We start from the raw sequence: 23990 nt of genomic DNA on the forward strand, positions 1-23990 counted from the left end.
ACATGAACCAAAGAGGGGGCTGAGAGGGTATGAGCGATCGGTTGGGTGCACGGGATGTGGCCTTCCTGGACGGGGAGACGCTGTCCGTTCCGCATCAGGTGGCGAGCATCGAGCTGATCGAGCCGAGGGCGGAGGGCTTCGACTACGGCGCCTTCCTCGAACACGTCGAGGACCGGCTCGCGTTCGTGCCGCGCTACCGCCAGCGGGTCCGGGTCGTTCCCGGCCGCATCGCCTACCCCATCTGGGCGGATGACGACCGTTTCGACCTGACCTACCACGTACGCCGCTCCGCGCTGCCCCGCCCGGGCTCGATGGATCAGCTCCTCGACCTCGCCGGCAGGATCGTCTCCCGGCCCCTGGACCGCTCCCGGCCGCTGTGGGAGCTGTACGTCATCGAGGGGCTGGCCGGTGACCGGGTCGCGCTGGTCACCAAGACCCACCAGGCGCTGGTGGACGGCGCCGAGACCGTCGATCTGGTGCAGCTGCTGCTCGACGACAGGCCCGAGGTCGGACCGGTCGTACCCGACCTGTGGGAGCCGCCCGAGCCGCAGTCGAGCGCGCGCCTGGTCGCGGGCGCGGTCTTCGACGCGGTCACCTCGGTCGACGGCCTGAGCGGCACGGCGCGCAGCCTGGGTGGCTTCGCGCTCGGGCGGGTCACCGGGGTGGCCAAGGACGTCCAGAACGCCGGCGCAGGCATCGCCCGCGCGCTCACGCGCCGGGCTCCGGAACGGCCGACGCCGCTGAAGGGAACCCTCTCCCAGCAGCGGCTCGTGGTCACGCTCCAGGCCGACCTGGCCGACTTCCGCCGCATCCGGGACACCCACGGCGGCACCGTCAACGACGTCATCCTGGCTGCTGTCACCGGCGGTCTGCGCGCCTGGCTGATGACCCGGCAGCAGTCCCTGGCCGGCGTACGCCAGGTGCCGGCGCTGGTGCCGGTCTCGGTCATCGACGAGGAGCTCGACCCGACCCAGCTCGGCTCCGCGGTGGCGCCCCACTTCGTGGTGCTCCCGGTCGTGGAGCCGTCGCCGGTGGTCCGTCTCCACCAGGTGTCCTACTCCTTCGAGCAGCACCAGGCCAACGCCCGCACGGTCAGTGCGCAGCGGCTGGCCGGGATCAGCGGCTTCGCCCCGGCGACCTTCCACATGGTCGGCTCTCGGGTCGCCGCCGAGAGCGAGCACGACTACCTGCTCTCGGTGTGCAACGTGCCCGGCCCGCAGGAGCCGCGCTACGCGGCGGGCTCGCGGCTGGTGGCCTCCTACCCGATCCACCCGCTGGCCGAGGGGCACACCCTCGCGATCGGGGTGACCTCCTACGACGGCCAGGTCTTCTTCGCGATCACCGCCGACCGCGACCTGGTGCCCGACGCGTCGCTGGTCGGACAGTGCATCACCGAGGCCCTCGACGAGCTGCTCGACACAGCCTCGGGACGCCGCTTCCGTGCGCCCCGAGGTCTGCGCGTCGTCAAGAACACCGGAGAATGACCTCGTGACCCGCATCTACGTACCCGCCACGCTCGAGCTGCTCGCTGACTGGTACGCCGCGGGGGAGCTGCCCGGCACCGCCGACGGCTACGCCGCCCCCGACGACAGCGAGGAGGCCGAGTACGCCGCCCTGATGAGCGCCGCCGACGACTCGGCGAAGCTCCTGGCCGGTCCCGGGCGCAGGGTCGTGGTCGTCGTCGACGCTCCCGCTGCGCTGGGCGACCAGGTCGTGCCGCTCAAGCTCGTCGCCGCGGTCCACGCCGACCTGGCAGATCGCCCGGCCGACGCGGACCCCGATGAGGATCTGGGCTGGTTCGCGACCCAGGAGATCCCGAACCTGATCTAGGTCACTCCTCGTTCCACCAGGTCTCGGTGTCGATGCCCTGGTAGGGCGGGACCTTGACCGTGCGGGCGCCGGCCTTGCCGCCGATGGTGATGGTGCGGTAGCTGACGTTGTTCGACCGGGTCCGCTCGTAGAGGTTGCCGTCGGGGTTGACGGTGACCTTGATCCGGTAGGTGCCGTTCTTGACCTTGCTCAGGTCGAAGGCCTGGGTCTGGGACTGGTTGTAGGTGTCACCCCAGCCCGTCGGCATGCTCTCCCGCAGCCAGAGCGCGGACTTCTCGCCACAAGCCGACTCCAGGCCGGTCTGACCGGGCCGCATCGTCGCGCCGGGCACGGTCAGGTCCACCGGGTCGGTGGGCGCGAGGCACCACGACTGCTTGCCGCTGGTCGAGACGACCTTGTCCTTGGCGTCGACCAGCTCGTACTTGGCGAAGTCGAGGAAGTGCCAGTGGTTGTGCTCGGGGGCCTCGTGGAACTCCATGGTGCCGGTCTTCTTGACCCCGACCTGTTTGCCGTCGCGGTAGAACATCTGGTAGGCGTCCATCACCGGCGTGGTGCCGCGGCGGAAGCCCTCGACGATCATCGGTGCGGGGCCGGCGTTCCACTCGTTGGCGGCGAAGTTGAGGCGGTCGGTGCCGCCCTCGTCGACCTCGGTCGTGATCTGCCACGCGGGCAGCGAGACCAGGTCGGGCAGGGTGTCCTTCGTGGGCTTGCCCGGCTTGATGCTGCCGAGAGCGCCGCCCAGCGGGAGCCGGCCGCGGCCGTTCTCGCCGCCCTCCAGCGACTCTCGCGGCACCACGGTGCGGGCGCCCTGGTCGTCGTCGGCTCCGTGGGCCGAGCGAGCGCCCATCCCGCCCTCGCCCTCGCAGCCGCCCTCCGGGCACCCGTCGACGATGACCAGGTTCTGCTTGGCGCTGCGGCTGGCCTTCGGCAGCCCGAGGAAGTCGGCGACGGGCTTGCTGACGTTCATCGTCATGGTGAGCGCGGTCTCGCCCCTGGTCTCGAACTCGAGGTCGGAGACGGTCGGGACCGCCATGCCCCGCTCGATCCCGTACAGGACGCCCTTGGTGAACCAGTTGCCGCCGCAGAACTCCGGGTAGACCGGTCCGGTGGCCCCGTCGGTCTGCACCCGCTGCCGGTCGTAGCCGCCGGGACACAGCGGTCGCTTCTCGTCGAGGATCACCTTGCCGGCCTTGTTCTTGAGCGTGATCCGGAGGCCGTCCTTGAAGCCCTTCATCCCGTCGACGATCGAGGCGGGCGCGGTCGTGGTGGTGCGCTTCTTGCCGCGGATCACGGTCTTGGTCAGCTTGACCGGCTTGTCGTAGGCCGTCTGACTGGCCCGGAACTCGAAGGCCGCGTCATAGGCGGCCAGCCAGACCGAAGGCTGGACGTACGCCACCCCTTCGTAGGCCTCCACCTGGACCGTGTCGGCAGCAGCGACGAGCTTCAACGTTCCCTTGCCGGTGGTGCCGCTCGCGGCACCGTAGTTCGCCGTCGTGGTGACGACGAGTGCGGCTGCGACCAGCCCGATGCCGGCCGAGACCAGCTGCCGGGCGCGAGTGCGAGGTTTGACCATCGAGTTCCCCTTTGAACGGCCTGGATCCCTCCCGATCCGAGGCGCCGAGTGGCCGGCAAAAGTAGTGCCGGCCGCATAGGGGACGATTGGTTCTCCGGTTCGGTTGCACCGAACCAGAAAGATCAGCGAGAAAGGTACGCCGCGCCGACCGCCTGCTCGAGGTCGAAGGCCTTGAGCATCAGCTCCTCGACGTACTCCTCGAGCTTGGCCCCGACCAGCGGCACGGGCACCTTGATGTTCAGCCGCACGCTCTCGGTGGTGCGTCCGTCGGACTCGGACAGCGAGATGTTGCCGCGCAGGGTGGCCAGGCCGCCGGGGACGGTGATGTCGACGACGGCGACGGTGTCGGAGGACCAGACCTCGCTCTGGCGGACGGTGAGGTCGCCGGAGACGATGCGCTTCGCGAAGGAGGGTACGCCGACGGTCGACTGCACCCGGTCGATCCGGACCTCCCGCGGCGCACCGCCGATGGTCACCCGGCGACGGAGCGCGCCCTGGGCGTCGGCGACGCGCTCGCGGAAGCCCGGATCAGCGAGCATCGCGGACACCTCACCCATGCGGGCGTCGTAGACGAGCTCGTGTTGAAGGGTCGTCGTCATTGCCGAATCCTTTGGGGCTCTTCTGCGGGTTGGGACGGGGATGAGGTCGCTCAGGCGGCGAGCCAGCGGGTGCCTACCTCATGCTCCTTCTCGAGTGCCTTCTTGAAGATCGAGAGGATGAGATCCTCCAGCTTTCCGCTGACCAGGGGCACATTCACCGTAGCGGTCAACGTGACCGTCTCGATGGTCTTCGTGCCGTTCTCGGCCAGCCGGGCGATGCCGGAGAGCGAGCCCGGCTTGCCCGGCAGGGTGAGCTTGAGGTCGCCGGAGGTGAAGTCGGCCGACCAGATCTCGTCCTGGTGCACCTCGATGGTGTCGCCGACGAACTTCTTCGCGAACCCGGGCACCCCGTTGACCTTCTGGGCGTAGCGGATGCTCACCGTCGACCCGGTGATCGCCACGCTCTTGGACAGCGCGTGCTGGGCGTCGCAGACCTGCTCGCGGAACGCCGCGTCGGCAAGCATCCCGGAGACGGCTGCGATCGGGGCGTCGTAGGCGAGGTCGACCGACAGCTTTTTGCTCATGACCACACATCATGACGCCTAGGCGGGCCGGAGTCATCAGTGGAGCGACCGAGAGAACCGACACATTCCCTGGGTATGCTCCGTACCGCGGTGCCGGCGACCGAGCGATCGGCCTATGACTCACATCGGCGATTCCTTCGGTTGAGGACGCCTATCCGGAGCCCTGCCGGGATACCGTGACAGGCGTGTCAACGGAGACGCATATCAATCCTGTCCAAGCTCCGCAGAACGTCCTGCAGAACCGCCTGCCGAGCACCACCTACTTCCGCCACGTAGCCCCCGAGGAGCTCACCGGCCGCAGCGAGACCGATCTCGCCGGCGCGGTGGGATCACATCTGGCGCTGGCGGCCAACCGCCCGCAGGGCACCGCCGCCGTGCGCATCCTCACCCCGACCACCGCCGCAGACGGCTGGTCCGCCGGAGGCCGCAGCGTCGTCGAGATCGTCGTCGACGACATGCCCTATCTCGTGGACTCGGTCAAGACCGAGCTCTACCGTCGTGGCCTCGACGTCCACCTCGTCGTCCACCCCGTCATCGACGTCGCCCGTGACGTGACCGGTGCACTCGAGGGGGTGAACGAAGGTGACATCCGCGAGTCGTGGATGCACATCGAGATCGACCGTCTCGCCCCCGACGCCGCCAAAGAGATCGTCGCGGGTCTGGAGGGAGTCCTCGAGGACGTACGCGAGGTCGTCGAGGACGAGCCGAGGCTGCACCGCCGGCTCGCGGAGATCGCGGCCGGCCTGCGCTACACCCCGCCCAACAGCGTGCCGCGCGAGGAGGCCGCCGAGGCCGCCGAGCTGCTGGCCTGGCTGGCCGAGGACCACTTCCTGCTGACCGGCTACCGCGAGTACCGCCTTGACGGCGACTACCTGCGCGGTCGCTCCGGCACCGGCCTGGGCATCCTGCGCGCCGACCCGCCGCAGACCCCCGACCACGGCAAGATGCCGCCCAAGGTCGCCGCCCACGCGCGCGACAAGGTGATGCTCGTCCTGGCCAAGGCCAACTCCCGCTCGACCGTCGGGGAGCCCGCCTACCTCGACCACGTCGGCATCAAGATCTTCAACGGCGCCGGTGAGGTGATCGGCGAGCACCGCTTTCTCGGCCTCTTCACCACGAAGGCGGCCCGGGAGTCGGTGACCCGGATCCCGGTCGTACGCGGCAAGGTCGCCGCGGTCCTCGACCACACCGGCTACGACACCCGCAGCCACACCGGCAAGGCGATGCTCGACGCGATGGAGTCCTACCCGCGCGAGGAGCTCTTCCACGCCTCCACCGAGGAGCTGACCGCGCTCGCCGAGGCCGCGCTGGGATCGATCGAGCGTCGCATCCTGCGGGTGGCCGTCCGGCCCGACACGTACGGACGCTACGTCTCGGTGCTCGTCTCGCTCCCACGTGACCGCTACAACACGACGGTCCGCGAGCGGTTCTCGAAGGTGCTTCTCGACGCGCTCGGCGGCACCGACCTGGAGTTCACCGTACGCATCAGCGAGTCGACCACCGCCCGGGTGCACTTCGTGGTCCACGGCACCACCGAGTCGCTGGGGAAGGCCCTGGAGACCCCGGGGCTGGTCGACAGCCTCGAGTCGCGGCTGCGCAAGGCCGCGCGGAGCTGGCGCGACGACCTCGTCAGCGCGGTCATCGCCCATGCCGGCGAGGAAGGCGCGGCCCGGCTCTCGCACGTGCTGGACGCGTTCCCGGAGGCCTACAAGGAGGACTTCGACGCCGACACCGGCGCCGCCGACCTGACCCGGCTCGAGATGCTCTCGCACCAGGGCGAGGCGGTCGACTTCTCCTTCTACAAGGACCCGGAGAGTGCCGGCGGGTTCCGGATCAAGATCTTCCGCACCGGTGGTCCGCTCTCGCTGTCCCTGATGCTGCCGATCCTGTCCTCGTTCGGCTTCGAGGTCACCGACGAGCGGCCCTACGACCTCGAGGGCGTCGGTACGTCGGGTTCGGAGGAGTGGTTCATCTACGACTTCGGCCTCGCCTACGCCGGCACCCCGGTGGGCACGCCCACCCAGCTGGTCGCCGCGCTGCACCAGGCCTGGTCCGGCCGCAGCGAGATCGACGGGCTGAACGCGCTCGTCCTCGAGGGGCTCGACCACGGCCAGATCAGCATGCTGCGTGCCTATGGTCGCTACCTGCGCCAGGCCGGCACCCCGAACTCGTTCTTCTCGATCGGCAACGCGCTGTGCACCAACCCGGACATCGCCCGGCAGATCGTGGAGCTGTTCGAGACCCGCTTCGACCCCTCGCTCACCACGCGTGACGAGACCAAGCGGGCCGAGGCGATCATCGAGGCCCTCGAGGACGTGGCGAGCCTGGACCAGGACCGGATCCTGCGCAGCTACGTCACCGCGATCCTGGCGACGACCCGGACCAACTATTACCGCAGGCGTGCCAATGACGGGTACGGCCTCTCGTTCAAGTTCGACCCGCAGCAGCTGCCCGACCTGCCGCTGCCGCGGCCGGCGTACGAGATCTTCGTCTACTCGCCCGACGTCGAGGGCGTGCACCTGCGCTTCGACGCCGTGGCCCGTGGCGGGCTGCGGTGGAGCGACCGGCGCGACGACTTCCGCACCGAGGTGCTCGGGCTCGCGAAGGCGCAGCAGGTCAAGAACACCGTGATCGTGCCGGGTGGCGCGAAGGGCGGCTTCGTCCCCAAGGGGGTGGCCGGTTCGGACGCGTACGTCACGTTCCTGCGTGGCCTCCTCGACATCACCGACAACCGGGTGGACGGCGAAATCGTGCCGCCGGCCGACGTGGTGCGCCACGACGGTGACGACTCCTACCTCGTCGTCGCCGCCGACAAGGGCACCGCGACCTTCTCCGACCTGGCCAACTCGGTCGCGGCGGAGTACGACTTCTGGCTCGGCGACGCGTTCGCCTCCGGCGGCTCGGCGGGCTATGACCACAAGGCGATGGGGATCACCTCGCGTGGCGCCTGGGTCTCGGTGCAGCACCACTTCAAGCGGCTGGGCATCGACCCGCAGACCGACGAGATCACCGCGGTCGGCGTCGGGGACATGTCCGGCGACGTCTTCGGCAACGGCATGCTGCGCTCGGATCGCATCCGGCTCGTCGCCGCCTTCGACCACCGGCACATCTTCATCGACCCGACGCCCGACGCGGCGGTGGGTTTCCAGGAGCGGAAGCGGCTCTTCGAGATGCCCCGGTCGACCTGGGAGTCCTACGACACCTCACTGATCTCGGCGGGCGGCGGCGTGTGGTCGCGGCAGCTGAAGTGGGTGCCGATCAGCCCCGAGGTGCGCCAGGCGCTCGGTCTGGCGACCGACGTCAAGCGGCTGACCCCGCAGGAGCTGATCAGCGCGATCCTGCGTGCGCCGGTCGATCTGCTGTGGAACGGCGGGATCGGGACGTACGTCAAGGCGTCCACCGAGACCGACGCCGACGCCGGTGACCACGCCAACGACGGGGTCCGGGTGGACGCCGCCGAGCTGCGGGTGCGGGTCGTCGGAGAGGGCGGCAACCTGGGCATCACCCAGGCCGGTCGCGTCGAGTTCGCCCGCAAGGGCGGGCTGATCAACACCGACGCGATCGACAACTCCGCCGGCGTCGACACCTCCGACCACGAGGTCAACCTCAAGATTCTGCTGGCCCGGGAGGTGCGCGCGGGCTCGCTGACGCTGGCCGCGCGTGACGAGCTCCTCGAGGAGATGACCGACGAGGTCGCCGCGCTGGTGCTGGCCGACAACGAGGCCCACAACGTGACCCTTACCCGTGCGGTGGCCTCGGCTCCGCAGCTACTGGAGGCTCACGAGCGCCAGATCTCGGAGTGGGTCACGGCCGGCCTGCTCGACCGTGAGGTGGAGGGTCTGCCCTCCGCGACCGAGGTCGCGCGCCGCCTGGAGGCGGGGGAGGGTCTCACCGCCCCCGAGCTCGCCGTCGTGCTCGCCTGGACCAAGATCGAGCGCCGGCGCGAGCTGGTCGCCCAGGGCGTCCCCGACCCCGCCGCGGACCCGGAGATGAGGAAGCGCCTGGTGGCGTACTTCCCCACTCCGATCCGCGAGCGGTTCCCCGAGGCCATCCTGGATCACCCGCTGCGGTGGGAGATCTGGGTGACCTCGGTGGTCAACGAGGAGGTCAACCGCGAGTTCGGGACGCTCGACGCGCTGTCACGGTGAGCACGGTGCCGGCGAGCAAGAGCGAGATGCCGAGCGCGGCGAACACCCACGTCGGGCCACCGGTGTCGGGCAGCGAGCTCTGAGGTGAGGTTTCCGTCGGCGGTCCCGGGTTCGGGGCCGTCGGCGGATTCTCGTCTCCGCCGGGCGTCGGCACGACGGTCGGCTCCGGCGCGGGCTCCGGCGCGGGCTCCGGCGCGGGCTCCGGCGTCGGGGTCGGAGTCGGCGTGGGTGTCGGCGTGGGTGTCGGGGTTGGTGTGGGAGTCGGTGTGGGAGTCGGGGTCGGAGAGGCGATCTCGTCGACCCGGAAGTCCTGCCCACCGCGGATCTCGCCGGCGGAGGTGATCGTGACCGTACGCGAGGCCTCACCCACCACCTGCGTCCCATCGGGCGCGGTGACCGTGATGGTGTAGTCGCCCGGCGGGAGGTCCTCGACGAAGTAGGCACCCGCGTCGTCGGTGGTGGCGGTCGCCGGGCCGTCGGGCCCGTCGACGGTGACGGTCACGCCGGCGACCGGGTCGCCGGTCGAGGCGTCGGTGACCCGTCCGCCGATGGCGCCGGGGCGGGTCAGGTCGAAGTCGACCCCGGTCATGTCGCCGGTGGCCACGGTGACCGGCTGCGTGGTCGGGCCCGTGTAACCCTCGGGCGCGTCGATCTCGGCGGTGTAGTCGCCGGGCGGTACGCCGTCGAACGTGTAGTTGCCGTCACCGTCGGTAACGGTGGTGATCGGGTCGCCGCCACCGGCGGGGATCAGGCGCACCTGGACGCCGCCGAGCCCGTCGCCGCCGCCGGTCACCGTGCCCGAGACGCCGGCCAGCTGGTCGACCACGAAGTCCTGGTCGGTGACCGCGGCGTCGTCGACGGTGATGTCGGAGCGAGTCGTCCCGTCGGGGCCCGCGGAGTAGCCCTCGGGCACCGTCAGGGTCACCGAGTAGCCCGTGCCGGGTGCGTTGTCGTCGAAGAGGTAGCTGCCGTCGGTGCCGGTTGTCGTGGTCGCGGTGGTTCCGTCGGGCCGGTCGAGGGTCACGGTCGCGCCCGGCACCGGAGCACCGGTGTCGTCACGTACGGTGCCGCCGATGGTCTGCGGGATCAGCTGCCGCACCTCGAAGTCGGCGCGCGAGTCGGGGTCGTCGTCGTTGCCGCGGTTGCCGACGGTCGCCTCGGTCTGCCCGACGGTCGCACACCCGTCGGGCTTGCTCAGCCGGACGGTGTAGCCGTCCTGGGTGGCGAACTCGCCGAACGAGTAGGTGCCGTCGGGGGTGGGGCTGGTGGTGGCCAGCGTCTCCCCGTAGGGCGAGACGAGGGTGAGCACCGAGCTCTCGACCGGGCACGATCCGGAGGTGGACACGTCGGTGACCGTGCCGCCGATCGGCCGCGCCCTGCTGACGAACCAGGTCTGGTAGACCGGGAACCCGGCACGGCGGGTGAAGACGAAGCTCAGGCTGGTGAGCCGGACGTCGGGCTCGTACCATCCGCTGGCGCCGTTGGTGTCGGTGGCGGTCGGGTTGCCGGTCAGCGTCGAGGTGGCCGGGTTCCAGGTGGGCTGGTCGGTGGCGCCGGCGTAGTTGAACGCACCCTGGAACCACGAGGAGATCTCCGTCGCCGGAACGGCCTCGCCGTTCTTGTCGGTCGCTTGGATCTGGACCTGGTCGGAGTCGATGTCACCGAGCACGAACGCCCAGCCGGTGTCGGGCGTGGGGTTCTCGAAGGCGTACGTCGTGGTCGAGGCGCCGCTCGGGGTGTCGGTCTTCGGGCGCAGGTTGATGTAGGCCGAACCGCGGCTCGAGCCGTACTTCGCTCCCGGGGGTGTGGTGGTGTCGAGGAACGTGCTCGCGCCGCTCGGCAGGGCGACGTTGGCCCGGGAGTCGCTGGCCATCTGCGCCGCGGGGAAACCCTTCGACCGCTGGGTCATCGTCGTGGAGTAGTCGTTGGACGTCCCCGAGACGGGAGCCCACTCGGCCCACGAGTCGGTCATTGCGTGAGCCGGCGCCGGCGACAGCACCGTGACGAACACTCCGGCCAGAAGCGCCAACGCCAGACAGGCCCGCTTGAACATGGGAGGGGATCCTTTGCTTCCGAGGAGCAAAACGTTGCGTTGGTGGACTTCAGAAGGTTATCCCTGCGGAACTGGGTTTTTACGCGCTGAAGCGCGTGTGTGACCCATGTTGTCGCCATTCGGGGGCAGGTACTGCCAGTCCGTGGGGCGCGGGATCGACCGCACCGACCGGGCGAGGGTCGGGATGAGTGCCGCTGCGGCGGTCAGCGCGGCGACCGCCAGAACCGCCACGGCGCCGTCGACGCCGGCGAGCAGGGCCCCAGCCAGCGCCGGCGCGAGCGGGATCGAGAGCATCGCCACGAACTGCGCGGCGGCCTGCACCCGTCCGATCAGCTCTTGCGGGGTGGTCGCCATCCGATAGGCGGCGATGCCGGCGTTCCCCGCCGGGTTCAGGAAGAGCCCGACCGAGGCGGCCAGCGCCATGACTGCGGGATGCGTCCAGAACGCCAGCGGGATCGAGAGCGGTACGAAGCTCCAGGCGACGAGGATCGTCAGCCAACCGGTCGGCAGCCGGTCGACCAGCCAGGGCGCGGCCAGGGCCCCGAGGATCCCGCAAGCACCGATGGCCGCTTCCGCCAGTCCGATCTGCCATGCCGGGAAACCTGCCTCGACCAGCCGCAGCAGCGCGAGGAAGAAGAGCGCGTTGGCGGCGAGGTTGATGGCGGGGCTGAAGAGGAGCAGCGTACGCAGGAACGGCTGCCGCCAGCTGTAGCCCAGTCCCGCCAGCAGGTCGGCCAGGGGCTTCCGAGCTTCCCGTGTCGTGGTCAGTGGTGCCGAGAGGTCGGCGCGGACACGTGCGAGCAGCAGCCAGCCGGCTCCGTACGCGATGGCGTTCCCGGCGAAGGGCGCCCATCGGGAGATGCCGAGGAGTACGCCGCCCAGCGGTCCGCCGAGCAGGCCGGCGATGTGCTGGCGGGCCTGCTGCTGGGAGAGCGCCGTGGGCAGGTCCTCGGCCGGGACCACCGACCTGATCGCCGAGTTCTCAGCAGGGACGAAGAGTCCGTTGAGCGCGCCGGTGAGCAGGGCGACGAGGAGCAGGTGGGGGAGGGTGAGCGAGCCGAGCAGTCCGGCGATCGCTAGGGAGGCGTACAGCACCGCGCCCGATCCGTGTGCGAGCCGCATGATCCGCAGCCGATGACGGCGGTCGGCGATCACCCCCGCGGGCAGCAGCATGCCGACCATGCCGACGAGGTGGGCCGCCTCGGCCGTGGCCGCCCAGAAGGCCGATCCGGTCATCGCGTAGGCGACCAGCGGCATCGCGAAGATGCTCACCCGGGTGCCGAGCTCGGCGACGGTGGCGCCGACCCACAGAGCGGTGAAGTCGTGGTTGCGGGCGAGAGCGCGATAGGAGGACATATCCGCACCGTATGGTGCGCAACATATATTGCGCAATAGTTCTTGCGCACTAAATGGTGCGAGATTCGGCTAGGGTGACGCCATGGCCATCTACGACGACCCGCGGATCCTGCGTGCGATCGCCCACCCGACGCGTAACCGGGTGCTGCACGAGCTGTCCGCGGCCGGTTCGCTCCGCGCCGCTGACATCGCGAAGCGCACCGGCATCCCGGCCAACCAGGCCAGCTTCCACCTGCGTCAGCTCGCGAAGTACGGCCTGGTCGAGGTCGCTCCCGACGCCGGCCGCGACAAGCGTGACCGCGTCTGGCGACTCGTCGACGACGACATCACCCTCAGTCCCAGGGAGATCGTCGAACAGCCCGGAGGAGAGGCCGCCTACACGGTTTTCCAGCGCAGCTCCGTCGCGTGGGGCCATCACCTGGTCGACCAGGCGTTCCAGCTCTCCACGGAGGACGATGCGGCGAAGCGCATCGTCTCCGAGACGTCGCTGCGGCTGTCCAAGGACGATGCCGAGCAGCTGCAGCGAGACCTGAACGAGGTCGTCGCCCGCTATCGAGAGGCCGGTCGCCGGTCCGACGACGAGCTGGACCTCTACTCGGTCTACCAGCTCATCCAGCCGATGCCCGACCTCGCCGGCGAGGACGACCCGGCCTGACGTGGGTCCTGATCTGGCTCCTGATGTGGGTTACGTCTCAACGCCCTCTGCCCGCAGGCTCCCTACTCGCGAGTCACCGGCGCGTTGGTTTACCGTCCAAATCGCGCCCAGCCCAGGACGCCAGTAGGGAGATACGCGAACGATGAGCACAACCCAGATCGCCGAGAAGCGCGAGGTGCGCGAAGCCAACCGAGTCGAAGGTCACAACGCCAGGTCCTGGCTGCTGGTCTCCGCGATGCGTACCGAGATCTTCGACGACGCGCAGCTGAGCCGAGCCGACCAGATCATCCTCGACATGGAGGACGCGATCGACACCTCGCTCAAGTCGCAGGCACGCGAGAACGTGACGACCTGGCTCAAGGGTGGCGGCCGCGCCTGGGTACGCATCAACGACTGGACCACCGAGGACTGGAGCGAGGACCTCGCAGCGCTGGCCGGGATCGAGACGCTCGCCGGGGTGATGCTCGCGAAGACCGAGTCGCCGGACCAGGTGACCGACACCTTCCAGAGGCTCGGCGGGTCGACCCCGGTGATCCCGCTGCTCGAGTCGGCGCTGGGGATCGAGGACGCCGCGACGATCGCGCGCGCCCGCGGCGCCTACCGGCTCGCGTTCGGCTCCGGTGACTACCGCCGCGACACGGGTGCGGAGAACGACCCGCTCGCGATGGCCTACCCGCGGACCAAGCTCGTCCTCGCCTCGCGGATCGGCGACCTCCCGGGCCCGATCGACGGTCCGACGGTGGGCAGCAGCCACCCGCTGCTCCGCGAGCAGGGCGCGGACGGCGTCACGATGGGTATGACCGGCAAGCTCTGCCTCGACATCGAGCAGCCCTCGGTGATCAACGAGTCGTTCAGCCCGTCCCCGTCCGACGTGACCTGGGCCTACGAGTTCCTCCACAAGTTCGAGGAGGGCGGCCGCGTGATCCGCGACGGCAGCGACAAGCCGCGCCTGGCTCGCGCCGAGACGATCAAGCGCCGTGCCGAGCTGTTCAAGATCAAGCCGGACACCGAGGCGTACGACGCCCCCTCCTCCGGCCCGAGCGTCTACTGACCCACGCCGAGTCGGCTCGAATTGACGAGAGTCGTCGCCGAGTCGGCGCGTCATGACGAGCCGACTCGACGGAGATCGTGGTCAGGATGAGCCGACTCGGTGCCTCGGATGGGACAGATGTGTCGAGCGGGCGGGGCTGGGCTAGCGTTGACGTCGTGGATCTGCAGCAGCGCATCAATGACCGTGCCGGTGAGATTCTTCTGTTCGCCGTCACCCCGCCGAGGGTGACGACGGCGCCCGAGAGGGTGCAGCAGATCGCCGAGATCACGCTCGAGCGGATCCGGCCCCTCGACGTCGACGGGCTGATCCTCTACGACATCGACGACGAGTCCGACCGCAACCCCGAGGAGCGGCCGTTCCCGTTCGTACGCACCCTCGACCCTGCCGAGTTCCTCGAGCGCAACCTCGCCGGCCTCGACGTACCGGCCGTCGTCTACCGGGCCACCGGGAAGTACGAGGAGTCGGCGCTGCGCGACTGGGTCAAGACCCAGGACCCGGCCAAGTCGCTGTCGGTCTTCGTCGGCGCCTCCTCGGGCGAGAAGCGGGTCGCCACCAGCCTGCGCCGCGCGCAGCAGATTCGGAACGAGGCCAACCCCGACCTGCTCCTGGGCGCCGTCGCGATCCCGGAGCGACACACGGCCAAGGGCGACGAGCACCTTCGGCTGATCGCCAAGCAGGAGGCGGGCTGCTCCTACTTCGTCACCCAGGTCGTCTACGACGTCAACGCCGCCAAGAACCTCGTCTCCGACTACCGCTACGAGTGCGAGTCCCGCGGCCTCCAGCCGGTGCCGATCGTGTTCACGTTCTCCGTCTGCGGCTCGATGAGGACCCTCGAGTTCCTCCGCTGGCTCGGCGTCGACGTCCCGCGCTGGATCGAGAACGAACTGCGCCACGCCACCGACACCCTCGACGCCTCGCTCGAGCAGGCCGAGGCCACGGCGATCGAGCTGATGTCCTTCTGCCGCCAGCTCGGCGTACCGTTCGGCATCAACATCGAGTCCGTCTCGATCCGCAAGGTCGAGATCGAGGCCTCCGTACGTCTCGCCGAGCGGCTCCGCGGCAAGCTGGAGCGCTGAGTCGACCGGGATGTTCGTCTAGGTATGCAGCCGAACCGTCACTTCCCGTGCGGAGTTCCGCCAGGGACGTGACGGTTGCCCTGCATACCTAGACGAACAGACTCACAGCCCCGTACGCATCGCCCACAGCTCGGGGAACAGGATGATGTCGAGCTGCTTGCGCAGGTAGGAGACCCCGCTGGTCCCGCCGGTGCCGACCTTGAACCCGATGATCCGCTCGACGGTGGTCACGTGCCGGAACCGCCAGACCCGGAAGGCGGTCTCCAGATCGGTGAGCTCCTCGCCGAGCTCGTAGAGGTCCCAGTGCTTCTCCGGGTCGCGGTAGACCTCGCCCCAGGCGGCCTCGACGGCGTCGGAGGCGGCGTACTCCTGCTTCCAGTCCCGGTCGAGATGGTCGGCCGGGATGTCGAAGCCGCGCCGGGCCAGCAGGCGCAGCGACTCGTCGTAGAGCGAGGGCCGACCGTACGCCGCGAGCACATCCTGCTCGTGCGGCCGTCCCTCGTGGACGCGGAGCGTGTAGGCGGCTTTGTTGCCGAGGGCGAACTCGATGCAGCGGTACTGCCATGACTGGAAGCCCGAGCCGGTGGCCAGGTAGGGGCGGAACTTGTCGTACTCGGTCGGGGTCAGCGTCGAGAGGACGTCCCAGGCGTGCACGAGCTGCTCCATGATCCGTGAGACCCGGGCCAGCCCCTTGAACGCCGGGCGTACCGCATCCTCGGCGAGGAGCCGCTGCGCCTCGGTCAGCTCGTGCAGCGCGAGCCGCATCCACAGCTCCATCGCCTGGTGCTGGACGATGAAGAGCATCTCGTTGTGGTCGCCGGAGAGCGGATGCTGGGCGCCGAGCACCTCCGGCAGGTGGAGGTAGTCGGAGTAGTCCATCGGAAGATCCTGCGTGCTGCTCATGTCACTGCTCCTCGGGTCCAGAAGCGCTCAGCGCGCCATTCGTCGTTGTCCATCACCGAGACCAGGTGGTCGACGGCATCCCAGACGTCGACGTAGCGGGTGTAGAGCGGGGTGACCCCGAAGCGCAGGATGTCCGGCGACCCTGCCCGGAAGTCGCCGACGACACCGCGTCCGATGAGTGCCTGCACGATCGCGTACGCACCCTCCTCGCCGAAGCTCAGCGACAGCTGGCTGCCGCGCCGGGCGTCGTCGAGCGGTGAATCGATCGTGAACCCCGGAAGCCGGGAGGCGACCAGGTCGGCGAAGAGCCGGGTCAGCGCGAGCGACTTCTTCCTGAGCTCTTCGATTCCGCCGTACGCCTCGGCGGCGAGCAGCGTGTCGACGCCGCACTCCAGGGCGGAGATGCCGATGACGGCGGGAGTGCCGGACAGGTAGCGCGAGACCCCCTCGGCCGGCCGGTAGCCCGGTGACATCTCGAACGGCGCCGCGTGCCCCATCCAGCCCGACAGCGGCTGCTCGAAGCGGTCGACGTGGCGCGGGTTGACCCACAGGAACGCCGGCGATCCGGGGCCGCCGTTGAGGAACTTGTAGCCGCAGCCGATAGCGAAGTCGGCGTCGGCGCCTCGGAGGTCGACCGGCACCGCGCCCGCCGAGTGGCACAGGTCCCAGACGGCGAGGACGCCGTGCTCGTGCGCGAGAGCGGTCACCGAGGCCATCGAGTGCAGGTAGCCGGTGCGGTAGTTGACCTCGGTCAGCATCAGCACCGCGGTCCGGTCCAACAGGCCCGGGATCTCGTCGGGGGAGTCGACCAGGACCAGCTCGTAGCCGCGGTCGCGGCACAGCGAGGAGGCGATGTAGAGGTCGGTCGGGAAGTTGCTGCGCTCACTGACCACGACCCGTCGCTCCGGCGAGTCCTGGGCTGCGATCGAGAGCGCCGAGGCGAGCACCTTGTAGACGTTGAGGGAGGTCGAGTCGGCGACCACCACCTCGCCCTGACCTGCGCCGACGATCCGGGCGACCTTGTCGCCGACGCGCTGGGGCAGGGTGATCCAGGAGGCGGTGTTCCAGGACTCGATCAGCCCCTGCCCCCACTCCTGGGTGACCACCTCGGCCACCCGTGCGGCGGTCGCGCGGGGGAGCGCCCCGAGCGAGTTGCCGTCGAGGTAGATCGTCCCCTCGGGCAGGTCGAAGAGGTCCCGCAGCGGAGCCAGTGGATCGGCCTGGTCGAGGGCGACCGCGGCGTCGCGGTTCATGCGTCGATCTCCTTGATCGGCCTGAGCACGGCCCGCACGGGCGCGGCGTCGGCGGTGGTGAGCTTGAGGGGGAGCGCGATCAGCTCGTAGTCGCCGGCGGGGACCTCGTCGAGCAGCAGGTTCTCCAGGATGCGTACGTCATGACGATGGGTCGCGAAGTGCGCCGGAAGATCCTTGGACGAGGACGGGTCCAGGCTGGCCGCGTCGGTGCCGACCAGGCGCACCCCGTTCGCCGCCAAGAGCTCGATCAGCGCAGGGTCGAGCGCGCAGAAGTCGTCGTCCCAGGTCGTCGGCTGGGTGGCGTACGTCCGGAACAGCACCCGCGGCGGCAGGTCGGTGACGTCGATGTGGCCGAGGTGATCGACGGTGACCAGCGGGCGCACCCCGGACACGTCGATCACCCGGCACGGACCGAGGAACGGCTCCAGCGACATCTCACCCGCAGCCACCCCGCCGTCGGCGAAGTGCAGCGGTGCGTCCGCGTGCGCCCCGACGTGCGCCGACACCGAGATCTCGGCGACGTTGACCGGGCAGCCGGGGCCGATCCGAAACGTCCAGCCGACCTCGGTCGCGTGGTCGCCGGGGAAGACCGGCGAGTCTGCGTGAACGGGTGGTGAGATGTCCCACAGTTGCGCCATGCTCCGCAGCCTAGATGACCCGATTCCGCGCCGACTCGGCGCATCGTGACCGGTCATCCCGCCGAGTCGGCGCGTCATGACGAGCCGACTCGGCGCGGGATCGGGTGAAGACGAGCCGACTCGGCGCTCGGTCGCGTCAGGATGAGCCGACTCGGGGCTTCAGGCGGTGAAGAACTCGGCCGCGACAGGGGCCAGGGCATCGGCCTTGACCATGTGGTCCTGCCCGTCGAGGACGACGTAGCGACCGTCGGGAACCGCCTTGGCGATGGCCTGCTGGGCGTTGGTCATATAGGTCGGGCTCTTGCTGCCCGCCGCCGACAGCACAGGCACCGACACGTTCTTGAAGTAGCCGCCCGGCAGCGGCACACCCTGCTGGAACGGGACGCACATGCCCAGGTCGTAGACCAGCGTGTGCGCGATCGTGGTGAGCTTCTTGAACGTCGGGGTCAGCCGCATGATCTTGACCGCGACGAGCGGCATCCCGACGGTGCGCATGAAGAGCTCGACCGCCGCGGCCCGCTTGCCCTTCTCCACCAGCTTCTCGACCTGCTGCGCCAGGTCGGCGTCGTTGGGACGGTGGGTGTCGTCGAGGATCAGCGGAGCCTCGTAGGCCACGATCTTGTCGATCGGCAGCCCGGCCCGAGCGGCTTCCAGGGCGAGGAACGCACCCGAGCTCTGACCCAGCAGATGGGCGTGCCCGCCTGCCGCCTCGATCACCGCGCCCAGGTCGGCGACCTCCTGCTCGACCGCCTCCATGGTGCCGGCGGCAGCCGGCTTGGCGATGTCGCTCTCGCCGCGGCCGCGGCGGTCGTAGCGGTAGACGGTGAAGCGGTCCGAGAGCGCCTCGGCCAGCTCCTTGGACGGTCCGAAGTCGCGGTAGCACATCGCGCCATCGACCAGGACGAGCGCCGGACCGGTGCCGGTGACGTCGTAGGCGATCGTGGTGCCGTCGGCGGAGGTGGTGGTTGTGGTCATGATGGGTACTCCTCGAAAGACTCGGTTGATACTGGCGCGTCGGACGAGACTTCGTCGCTTCGACACGCGGCCGCACGTCTCTCGAGAAACTCTCGTTCCTCGACGTTGGAGGTCAGCGAGGCCGCCTCGTCGAAAGCCTCCGCCGCCTCGAGGTGCCGCCCGGCGCGCTGCAGCAGGTCACCGCGTACGCCGGCAGGCAGATGCGACCCCGGAAGCGCTCCGTCGGGGAGTGCCGCCAGGATCGCCAGCCCGGCGTCGGGGCCGAAGGCACGTCCGTGCGCCACCGCACGGTTGACCTCGATGACGGCGCCCGGGGCACCGGTCGCGAGCATGTCGTAGAGGCGCGCGATCTCGGCCCAGTCGGTCTCCTCCGCCCGCCGGGCCCGGCCGTGACAGGCGGCGATCATCGCCTGCACCAGATAGCTCCCGCCGGGTGTCCCGGAGGAGGCGAGCGCCGTCGCCCGGTCGACCGCGGCCAGGCCGCGCCGCAGCAGCAGCTGGTCCCAGCGGGTCCGGTCCTGGTCCTCGAGCAGCACCGGATGCCCCGCTGCATCGGCCCGGGCCGCGAGCCGCGACCCCTGGATCTCCAACAACCCCTGCAGCGCCTGTGCCTCCGGATCTCCCGGGGCCAGCGCCGCCAGCATCCGCGCCAGCCGCATCGCCTCCAGGCACAGCTCGGGCCGGGTCCACGACGGCCCGGACGTGGCCGCGTAACCCTCGTTGAAGACCAGGTAGATCGTCTGCATCACCTCGCGCATCCGAGCCGCCCGCTCCTCGCCCACGGGAAGCTCGAAGGACGCCCCGACCTCGGCCAGGGTGCGCTTCGCCCGCGAGATCCGCTGTCCGACGGCCGACTCCTTGGCGAAGTAGGCCCGGGCGATCTCGGCGGTCGTCAGCCCGCCCACGAGCCGCAGCGTCAGCACCGTGCGGGAGTCCGGTGCCAGCACCGGATGGCAGGAGAGGAACATCAGCCGCAGCACATCGTCCTCGATGTAGTCGACCGCGGCAGCCAGGTCAGGCATCTCACCCTCCTCCAGTTCGTGGCCCAGCAGGGCGACCTTGCGGCGCTGCACCTCGTCACGGCGGAACCCGTCGATCGCGCGCCGCTTCGCGATCGACATCAGCCACGCCCCGGGGTTGCGAGGGATGCCCTCGCGCGGCCACTGTTCCAGGGCCGCGACGAGAGCATCTTGAGCGAGGTCCTCGGCCAGGTCGAGGTCGTGCGTCATCCGCGCCAGACCGGCGAGGAGACGTACGGACTCGTTGCGCCAGACCGCGACGATCGCGTCTTCGGTGGGCGAGCTCATTCAGCCGGGGTCGGCGGACCGAACAGCGGCCGCATCTCCACGGCCACGTCCTGGCCGGGCCAGAGCTCCTCGTGGAGCTGGATCATCCGGCGGCCGAGCTCGATCGCCTCGTCCTGCGAGCGGACCTCGAAGAGCGAGAACCCACCGGCGACCTCCTTGGCCTCGGCGAACGGTCCGTCGATGTGGGTCACCTCCCCGGCGGTCAGCCGGATCTCCACCGCGGGACCGAGCCCGTCGGCATCGAGCAGGATGCCGTCGGCGTACTGCTGCTTGATCTCGGACTCCACCGCCTCGATCAGCGCGGCCGGGGGCGGCCCGGCGTTCGGGTCCATCTTCACGAACATCATGTAGCGCATCTGCTTCTCCTTGCGGGTCGGCGACGCGTCCGTTGCGCGTCGTCGCCTACGCGTCGAGGAGAGCCTGCCGCTTTCGACACGTCCGCACCAGAGATTTCGGTACGTGTTGCCTCAGGACGCCTTCGACTTCTTCGTCTTCTTCTCCTCGGCCTCCTCGGGGACCTCCTCGCCGCGCGACTTCTTCGCCGCCGCGACCGAGCGCTGCAGGGCGGCGAGCAGGTCGACGACTTCCCCGGAGGTCTTGGTGGAGGTGGGGGTCCGCTCGACCTCGCCACCCTCGATCTTGGCCTTCACCATCTCCTCGACGGCACTGGCGTAGTCGTCGGAGAACTCCTCGGGATGGAAGTCGCCCGCGAGCGTCTCGACGAGCATGTTGGCCATCTTGATCTCGGAGTCCTTGATCTCGCCGGCCTCGACCTTGAAGTCGGGCACCCGGATCTCGTCGGGCCACATCATCGTCTGCAGCACGATCACGTCACCGTTGTCGGTCGGCCGTACCCGCAGCGCCGCGATCGTGGTGCGCTGGCGCAGCGCGACGGTCACCAGCGCGACCCGGTCGGCATCGAGCAGTGCCTGGCGCAGCAGCGCGTACGGCTTGACCCCGGTGTTCTCCGGCTCCAGGTAGTAGCTCTTCTCGAAGAGCATCGGGTCGATCTGGTCGCTCGGCACGAACTTCTCCACCGCGATCTCGCGCGAGGAGGTCGTCGGCAGGTTGGCGAAGTCGTCGTCGGTGAGCACGACCATCTCGCCGTCCTCGGTCTCATACCCCTTCGCGATCTCGGAATAGGGCACCTCCTCGCCGTCGATCGAGCAGATCCGCTGGTAGCGGATCCGGCCCCCGTCGGCCTGGTGCACCTGACGGAAGGAGACGTCGTGGGACTCCGTCGCCGAGTAGAGCTTCACGGGCACGCTGACCAGCCCAAACGAGACCGCGCCCTTCCAGATCGCACGCATCGTGAATCCCCTCATCAAATGGCATCTGCTAAGCCAGTATCTGCCGGTATCCGAATTTGGGGAAGATCATTCCCCTCCGGACGACCATGACGAGCCGCGACAAGCCCGAGGCGTCGGCCACAACACGTCCAACGCACCACAGATTGAGTAGGTCACACAGACTCGCAAGCCTGGTTGGCAGCCCGCCGCCATGATGTGCCGCATGGCGGCAACCCCGAATCTCCCCGCGCGTTATCAGTTGCACGAAATTCTAGGCAGCGGCGGCATGGGTCGCGTCTGGCGCGCCACCGATACGCAGTCTCGGCGTGAGGTCGCGATCAAGGTTCTTGCCGACGGCCACCGACCAGATCAGGTTGCGCGATTCGACCGCGAGGGCCGTGCGGCAGGGATCGACCATGACCATGTCGTCCGAATTCACCACGTCGAACCCGCTGCTCAGGACCTCGATGCTCATATCGTCATGGAGATCCTTCCTGGTCCAACCCTGCGAGGCATGATTGTCAAGCGCGGGGCACTGCCGGCCACTGAAGCGGCAGCGATGTTTGCCCCGGTTGCTGACGCGCTGAGTGTGGTGCACCAAGCGGGCTTCGTGCACCGAGACCTCAAGCCGTCGAACCTGATGTTCGACCGCAAGCGGCGACTCAAACTGCTCGACTTCGGCATTGCCTACCTGACAGCAGAAGAGCATGTCCGGCTGACCGCATCGAACGAGGTCGTGGGGTCTGCTCCGTACATGTCACCCGAGCAGGCCGGCGGCAAGCCGGTGGGGGCAGCAAGCGATATCTACTCCCTTGGCTGCATCTTGTTCGAGGTGCTGTCGGGGCATCAGCCGTTCACTGAGGGAAATCGGTCCGAGATGGTCGTGCAGCGTCTGACTATCGAGGCGCCGTACCTCGGCGAAAGGATCGATGGCCCTACGGAGGCGATCGAGCTCGTCACCGGAATGATGATGCGGCGGCCAGAAGACCGGCCATCCGCCACCGAGGTGAGGGAACGGCTATACGCCATTGCTGCTCGTCAAGCGAGGCCGAGCTACATCGGGGCGGCCGCGAACGAGGCTGCGATGCCACCACCGACGCGGTCGTTCACCCGGCCTCGGCGGCGGCGCACCGGTGTGTTGTCGACGGTGAGATCGGAACCATTCGCGACGGCGTCTGACCGGTTCCGCTACCCGGAGGTGCTTGATGTCGAGGACGTACGCGAGATCCTGGTCTCGTGGGCGGGCCGACGGCGCTGGCTGGCCCAAACTTACTTCGACGAGGTGCCTCTCACCGTAGAGCGGACGGAGCGAGTGTCGCAGTTCAGACTTGCCCAGATCGTCACCAAGGCCACCCGCATACAGCACGCCGAGCCCCGGCTTCCGACATTCGAGACGACCACAGGGAAACCGGCATTGCCACCGCCGACCTCACTCGAGGTAGAGACGCGCCACTTCCTGGTTCAGCCGAGCAGCCAGTCCAGGTGTCGGAAATGCTGGGGTGCGAAGAAGGTCTCGTGCCCGAAGACGGTCGCCTGTGACAGGTGCCATGGATCTGGGCGCAAGGATGGCGACCGCGGTGCCAGAGACCGTCGAGTCGGGGTGTGCCAGAGGTGTGATGGTAGGGGTCGGACCCCGTGCCCCGACTGTGGACAGGAGGGCAAGAAGAGGTGCGATAAGTGCGAGGGCACCGGAAAGCTATTCACATTCACCGAACTTGTCCTCGAGCGCGGGCCGATCTACTCAGCCCCGGCTCGCGTGAGCGCACTCCGGTGGCCGCCGGTCCTCGATCGCCACTTCGGCCCCGAACAACGGGTGCCGGTGACGTACGACAGTGGCCTGACTGAGAATGAGCTAGCAGCGATCGACAACCTCACTCGGCGCGCCCGGCCCGCGGAAGCATGCGCGATTCAGGGCAGGTTCGCGGCGATTACGAAGGCAACCTACGAGTTGAACCACAAGCAACGATCTGCCTGGCTTCTGGGTGACCGGCACGATCCGCGTGTACTGGCGCCGTGGCTGCAGGCTCGACTCCTGGCGTACGACGCAGCAATCGTCGTGGGCCTCATTGCGATCGTGGTGATCGTGAGTCTGCTCAACTCGTAACGAGGAATGCGTGAAAGCTTGCGAAAACGGTGCACATGCGCGGATGTGACGTCGTCGGCAAGGACATGCGCTGCCACTTCCCACACACATGCGCGGAAGTGGCAGATGGAGCTGTCCCCGAAACTGTCCGGGCGATCGTCACCGTCGCAGTTGTCGTGGGCTTCGCCTACAGCGCGTTGATCGTCGGGGCTGCTGCGGGGATCTCGTGGTTGTTCGCGCCGAGGGTCTACTCGGTGGACTCGGCCGTGGAGCGGCAGGTGATGGAGGATCTGGAGCCCTGGTCGGACGAGGTGATGGCGGTTCAAGGGCCGCCGGGCACCACGCTCAATCGGGACGCCGGGGTCGTCGGTTGCGTCTATGACGATTCGATCCAGACGGCCTTTCAACCGCACGCGGGGATCTACTGGCAGGGGCCCGATGACCCTGTTGCCGAGGAGTACGGACCTGGAAGGGCCGCGCGTTCGGAGTTCGCCCTCTTGGCGGATCGCATCGAGACGCTGGGCTGGCGGGTCGAATCGGAGGGACTCGTCGAAGGAGCCGACGAGTTGGAGCCGAATCATATGCAGCCCGTGCTGGTCAGAGGATCCGGTGACGATCTGGTCCGTCTGGAGCTGACCACCTACGGCTGTGACTACAGCGCGGTGCTGACGCTGTCA

19 protein-coding genes are annotated in these 23990 nt (G+C 68.9%); 7 read left to right on the plus strand and 12 right to left on the minus strand.

What is annotated here, in order from left to right:
* Positions 1-29 precede the first annotated feature (29 nt).
* Together ABZ796_RS18940 and ABZ796_RS18945 are read left to right on the plus strand one after the other, a co-directional pair.
* Positions 30-1484, plus strand: coding sequence for a wax ester/triacylglycerol synthase family O-acyltransferase (locus tag ABZ796_RS18940; protein WP_357338861.1), 1455 nt, complete (start codon positions 30-32; stop codon positions 1482-1484).
* Between the two features lie 4 nt (positions 1485-1488).
* Positions 1489-1830, plus strand: a complete 342-nt coding sequence (locus ABZ796_RS18945; protein WP_357338863.1) for a hypothetical protein — start codon at positions 1489-1491, stop codon at positions 1828-1830.
* Position 1831: 1 nt separating this feature from the next.
* Here ABZ796_RS18945 and ABZ796_RS18950 read toward each other — a convergent pair whose 3' ends face one another.
* From ABZ796_RS18950 to ABZ796_RS18960, 3 genes are all read right to left on the minus strand, one after another.
* Positions 1832-3403, minus strand: coding sequence for a lysyl oxidase family protein (locus ABZ796_RS18950; RefSeq protein ID WP_357338864.1), 1572 nt, complete (start codon positions 3401-3403; stop codon positions 1832-1834).
* 122 nt (positions 3404-3525) lie between these two features.
* Entirely contained in the window at positions 3526-4002 is a 477-nt protein-coding gene (locus tag ABZ796_RS18955; RefSeq protein WP_357338866.1) for a DUF2505 domain-containing protein, read from the minus strand.
* Between the two features lie 50 nt (positions 4003-4052).
* Entirely contained in the window at positions 4053-4526 is a 474-nt protein-coding gene (locus tag ABZ796_RS18960) for a DUF2505 domain-containing protein (protein WP_357338868.1), read from the minus strand.
* A gap of 185 nt (positions 4527-4711) precedes the next feature.
* On the opposite strand from ABZ796_RS18960, the gene ABZ796_RS18965 reads away from it, so the two are divergent.
* The gene (locus ABZ796_RS18965) at positions 4712-8674 is read left to right on the plus strand and encodes an NAD-glutamate dehydrogenase (RefSeq protein WP_357338870.1); all 3963 of its coding nucleotides are present in this window, start codon (positions 4712-4714) and stop codon (positions 8672-8674) included.
* On the opposite strand, the gene ABZ796_RS18970 is transcribed toward ABZ796_RS18965, so the two are convergent.
* Positions 8634-10646: a carboxypeptidase-like regulatory domain-containing protein gene (locus ABZ796_RS18970; protein WP_357338872.1), complete on the minus strand. Its 2013-nt coding sequence runs from the start codon at positions 10644-10646 to the stop codon at positions 8634-8636. The two genes, ABZ796_RS18965 and ABZ796_RS18970, sit on opposite strands and share 41 nt — an antisense overlap.
* A gap of 138 nt (positions 10647-10784) precedes the next feature.
* Complete coding sequence (locus ABZ796_RS18975; protein ID WP_357338874.1) at positions 10785-12083, minus strand: MFS transporter; 1299 nt, start codon at positions 12081-12083, stop codon at positions 10785-10787.
* 82 nt (positions 12084-12165) lie between these two features.
* On the opposite strand from ABZ796_RS18975, the gene ABZ796_RS18980 reads away from it, so the two are divergent.
* From ABZ796_RS18980 to ABZ796_RS18990, 3 genes are all read left to right on the plus strand, one after another.
* The gene (locus tag ABZ796_RS18980) at positions 12166-12738 is read left to right on the plus strand and encodes a helix-turn-helix domain-containing protein (RefSeq protein WP_357338875.1); all 573 of its coding nucleotides are present in this window, start codon (positions 12166-12168) and stop codon (positions 12736-12738) included.
* A 142-nt stretch (positions 12739-12880) separates the two neighbouring features.
* Complete coding sequence (locus ABZ796_RS18985) at positions 12881-13789, plus strand: CoA ester lyase (RefSeq protein WP_357338876.1); 909 nt, start codon at positions 12881-12883, stop codon at positions 13787-13789.
* 155 nt (positions 13790-13944) lie between these two features.
* Positions 13945-14865, plus strand: a complete 921-nt coding sequence (locus tag ABZ796_RS18990) for a methylenetetrahydrofolate reductase (RefSeq protein ID WP_357338877.1) — start codon at positions 13945-13947, stop codon at positions 14863-14865.
* Positions 14866-14967: 102 nt separating this feature from the next.
* On the opposite strand, the gene kynA is transcribed toward ABZ796_RS18990, so the two are convergent.
* The 7 genes from kynA to ABZ796_RS19025 all read right to left on the minus strand — a co-directional run bounded on the left by kynA (position 14968) and on the right by ABZ796_RS19025 (position 21251).
* Positions 14968-15768, minus strand: a complete 801-nt coding sequence (kynA, locus tag ABZ796_RS18995) for a tryptophan 2,3-dioxygenase (protein WP_357338878.1) — start codon at positions 15766-15768, stop codon at positions 14968-14970.
* Positions 15765-17021, minus strand: a complete 1257-nt coding sequence (kynU, locus tag ABZ796_RS19000; protein ID WP_357338879.1) for a kynureninase — start codon at positions 17019-17021, stop codon at positions 15765-15767. The genes kynA and kynU overlap by 4 nt, the downstream gene beginning before the upstream one ends.
* Positions 17018-17659 carry an arylformamidase gene (gene kynB, locus ABZ796_RS19005; RefSeq protein ID WP_357338880.1) on the minus strand — a complete coding sequence of 214 codons (642 nt, stop codon included), beginning with the start codon at positions 17657-17659 and terminating at the stop codon, positions 17018-17020. The genes kynU and kynB overlap by 4 nt, the downstream gene beginning before the upstream one ends.
* A 159-nt stretch (positions 17660-17818) precedes the next feature.
* Positions 17819-18634: an alpha/beta fold hydrolase gene (locus ABZ796_RS19010; RefSeq protein WP_357338881.1), complete on the minus strand. Its 816-nt coding sequence runs from the start codon at positions 18632-18634 to the stop codon at positions 17819-17821.
* Positions 18631-19941: an RNA polymerase sigma factor gene (locus ABZ796_RS19015; protein WP_357338882.1), complete on the minus strand. Its 1311-nt coding sequence runs from the start codon at positions 19939-19941 to the stop codon at positions 18631-18633. The genes ABZ796_RS19010 and ABZ796_RS19015 overlap by 4 nt, the downstream gene beginning before the upstream one ends.
* Complete coding sequence (locus ABZ796_RS19020; RefSeq protein WP_357338883.1) at positions 19938-20297, minus strand: YciI family protein; 360 nt, start codon at positions 20295-20297, stop codon at positions 19938-19940. The genes ABZ796_RS19015 and ABZ796_RS19020 overlap by 4 nt, the downstream gene beginning before the upstream one ends.
* Before the next feature lie 111 nt (positions 20298-20408).
* On the minus strand, positions 20409-21251 hold the full coding sequence (locus tag ABZ796_RS19025) for a Ku protein (protein WP_357338884.1): 843 nt from the start codon (positions 21249-21251) through the stop codon (positions 20409-20411).
* Between the two features lie 265 nt (positions 21252-21516).
* Here ABZ796_RS19025 and ABZ796_RS19030 point away from each other — a divergent pair, with 265 nt between their 5' ends.
* Positions 21517-23334, plus strand: a complete 1818-nt coding sequence (locus ABZ796_RS19030; RefSeq protein WP_357338935.1) for a protein kinase — start codon at positions 21517-21519, stop codon at positions 23332-23334.
* Positions 23335-23990: the final 656 nt, after the last annotated feature.

Origin of the sequence: Nocardioides sp. NPDC047086, from assembly GCF_040643685.1 — a bacterium.
In the GTDB taxonomy this organism is placed as follows: domain Bacteria; phylum Actinomycetota; class Actinomycetes; order Propionibacteriales; family Nocardioidaceae; genus Nocardioides.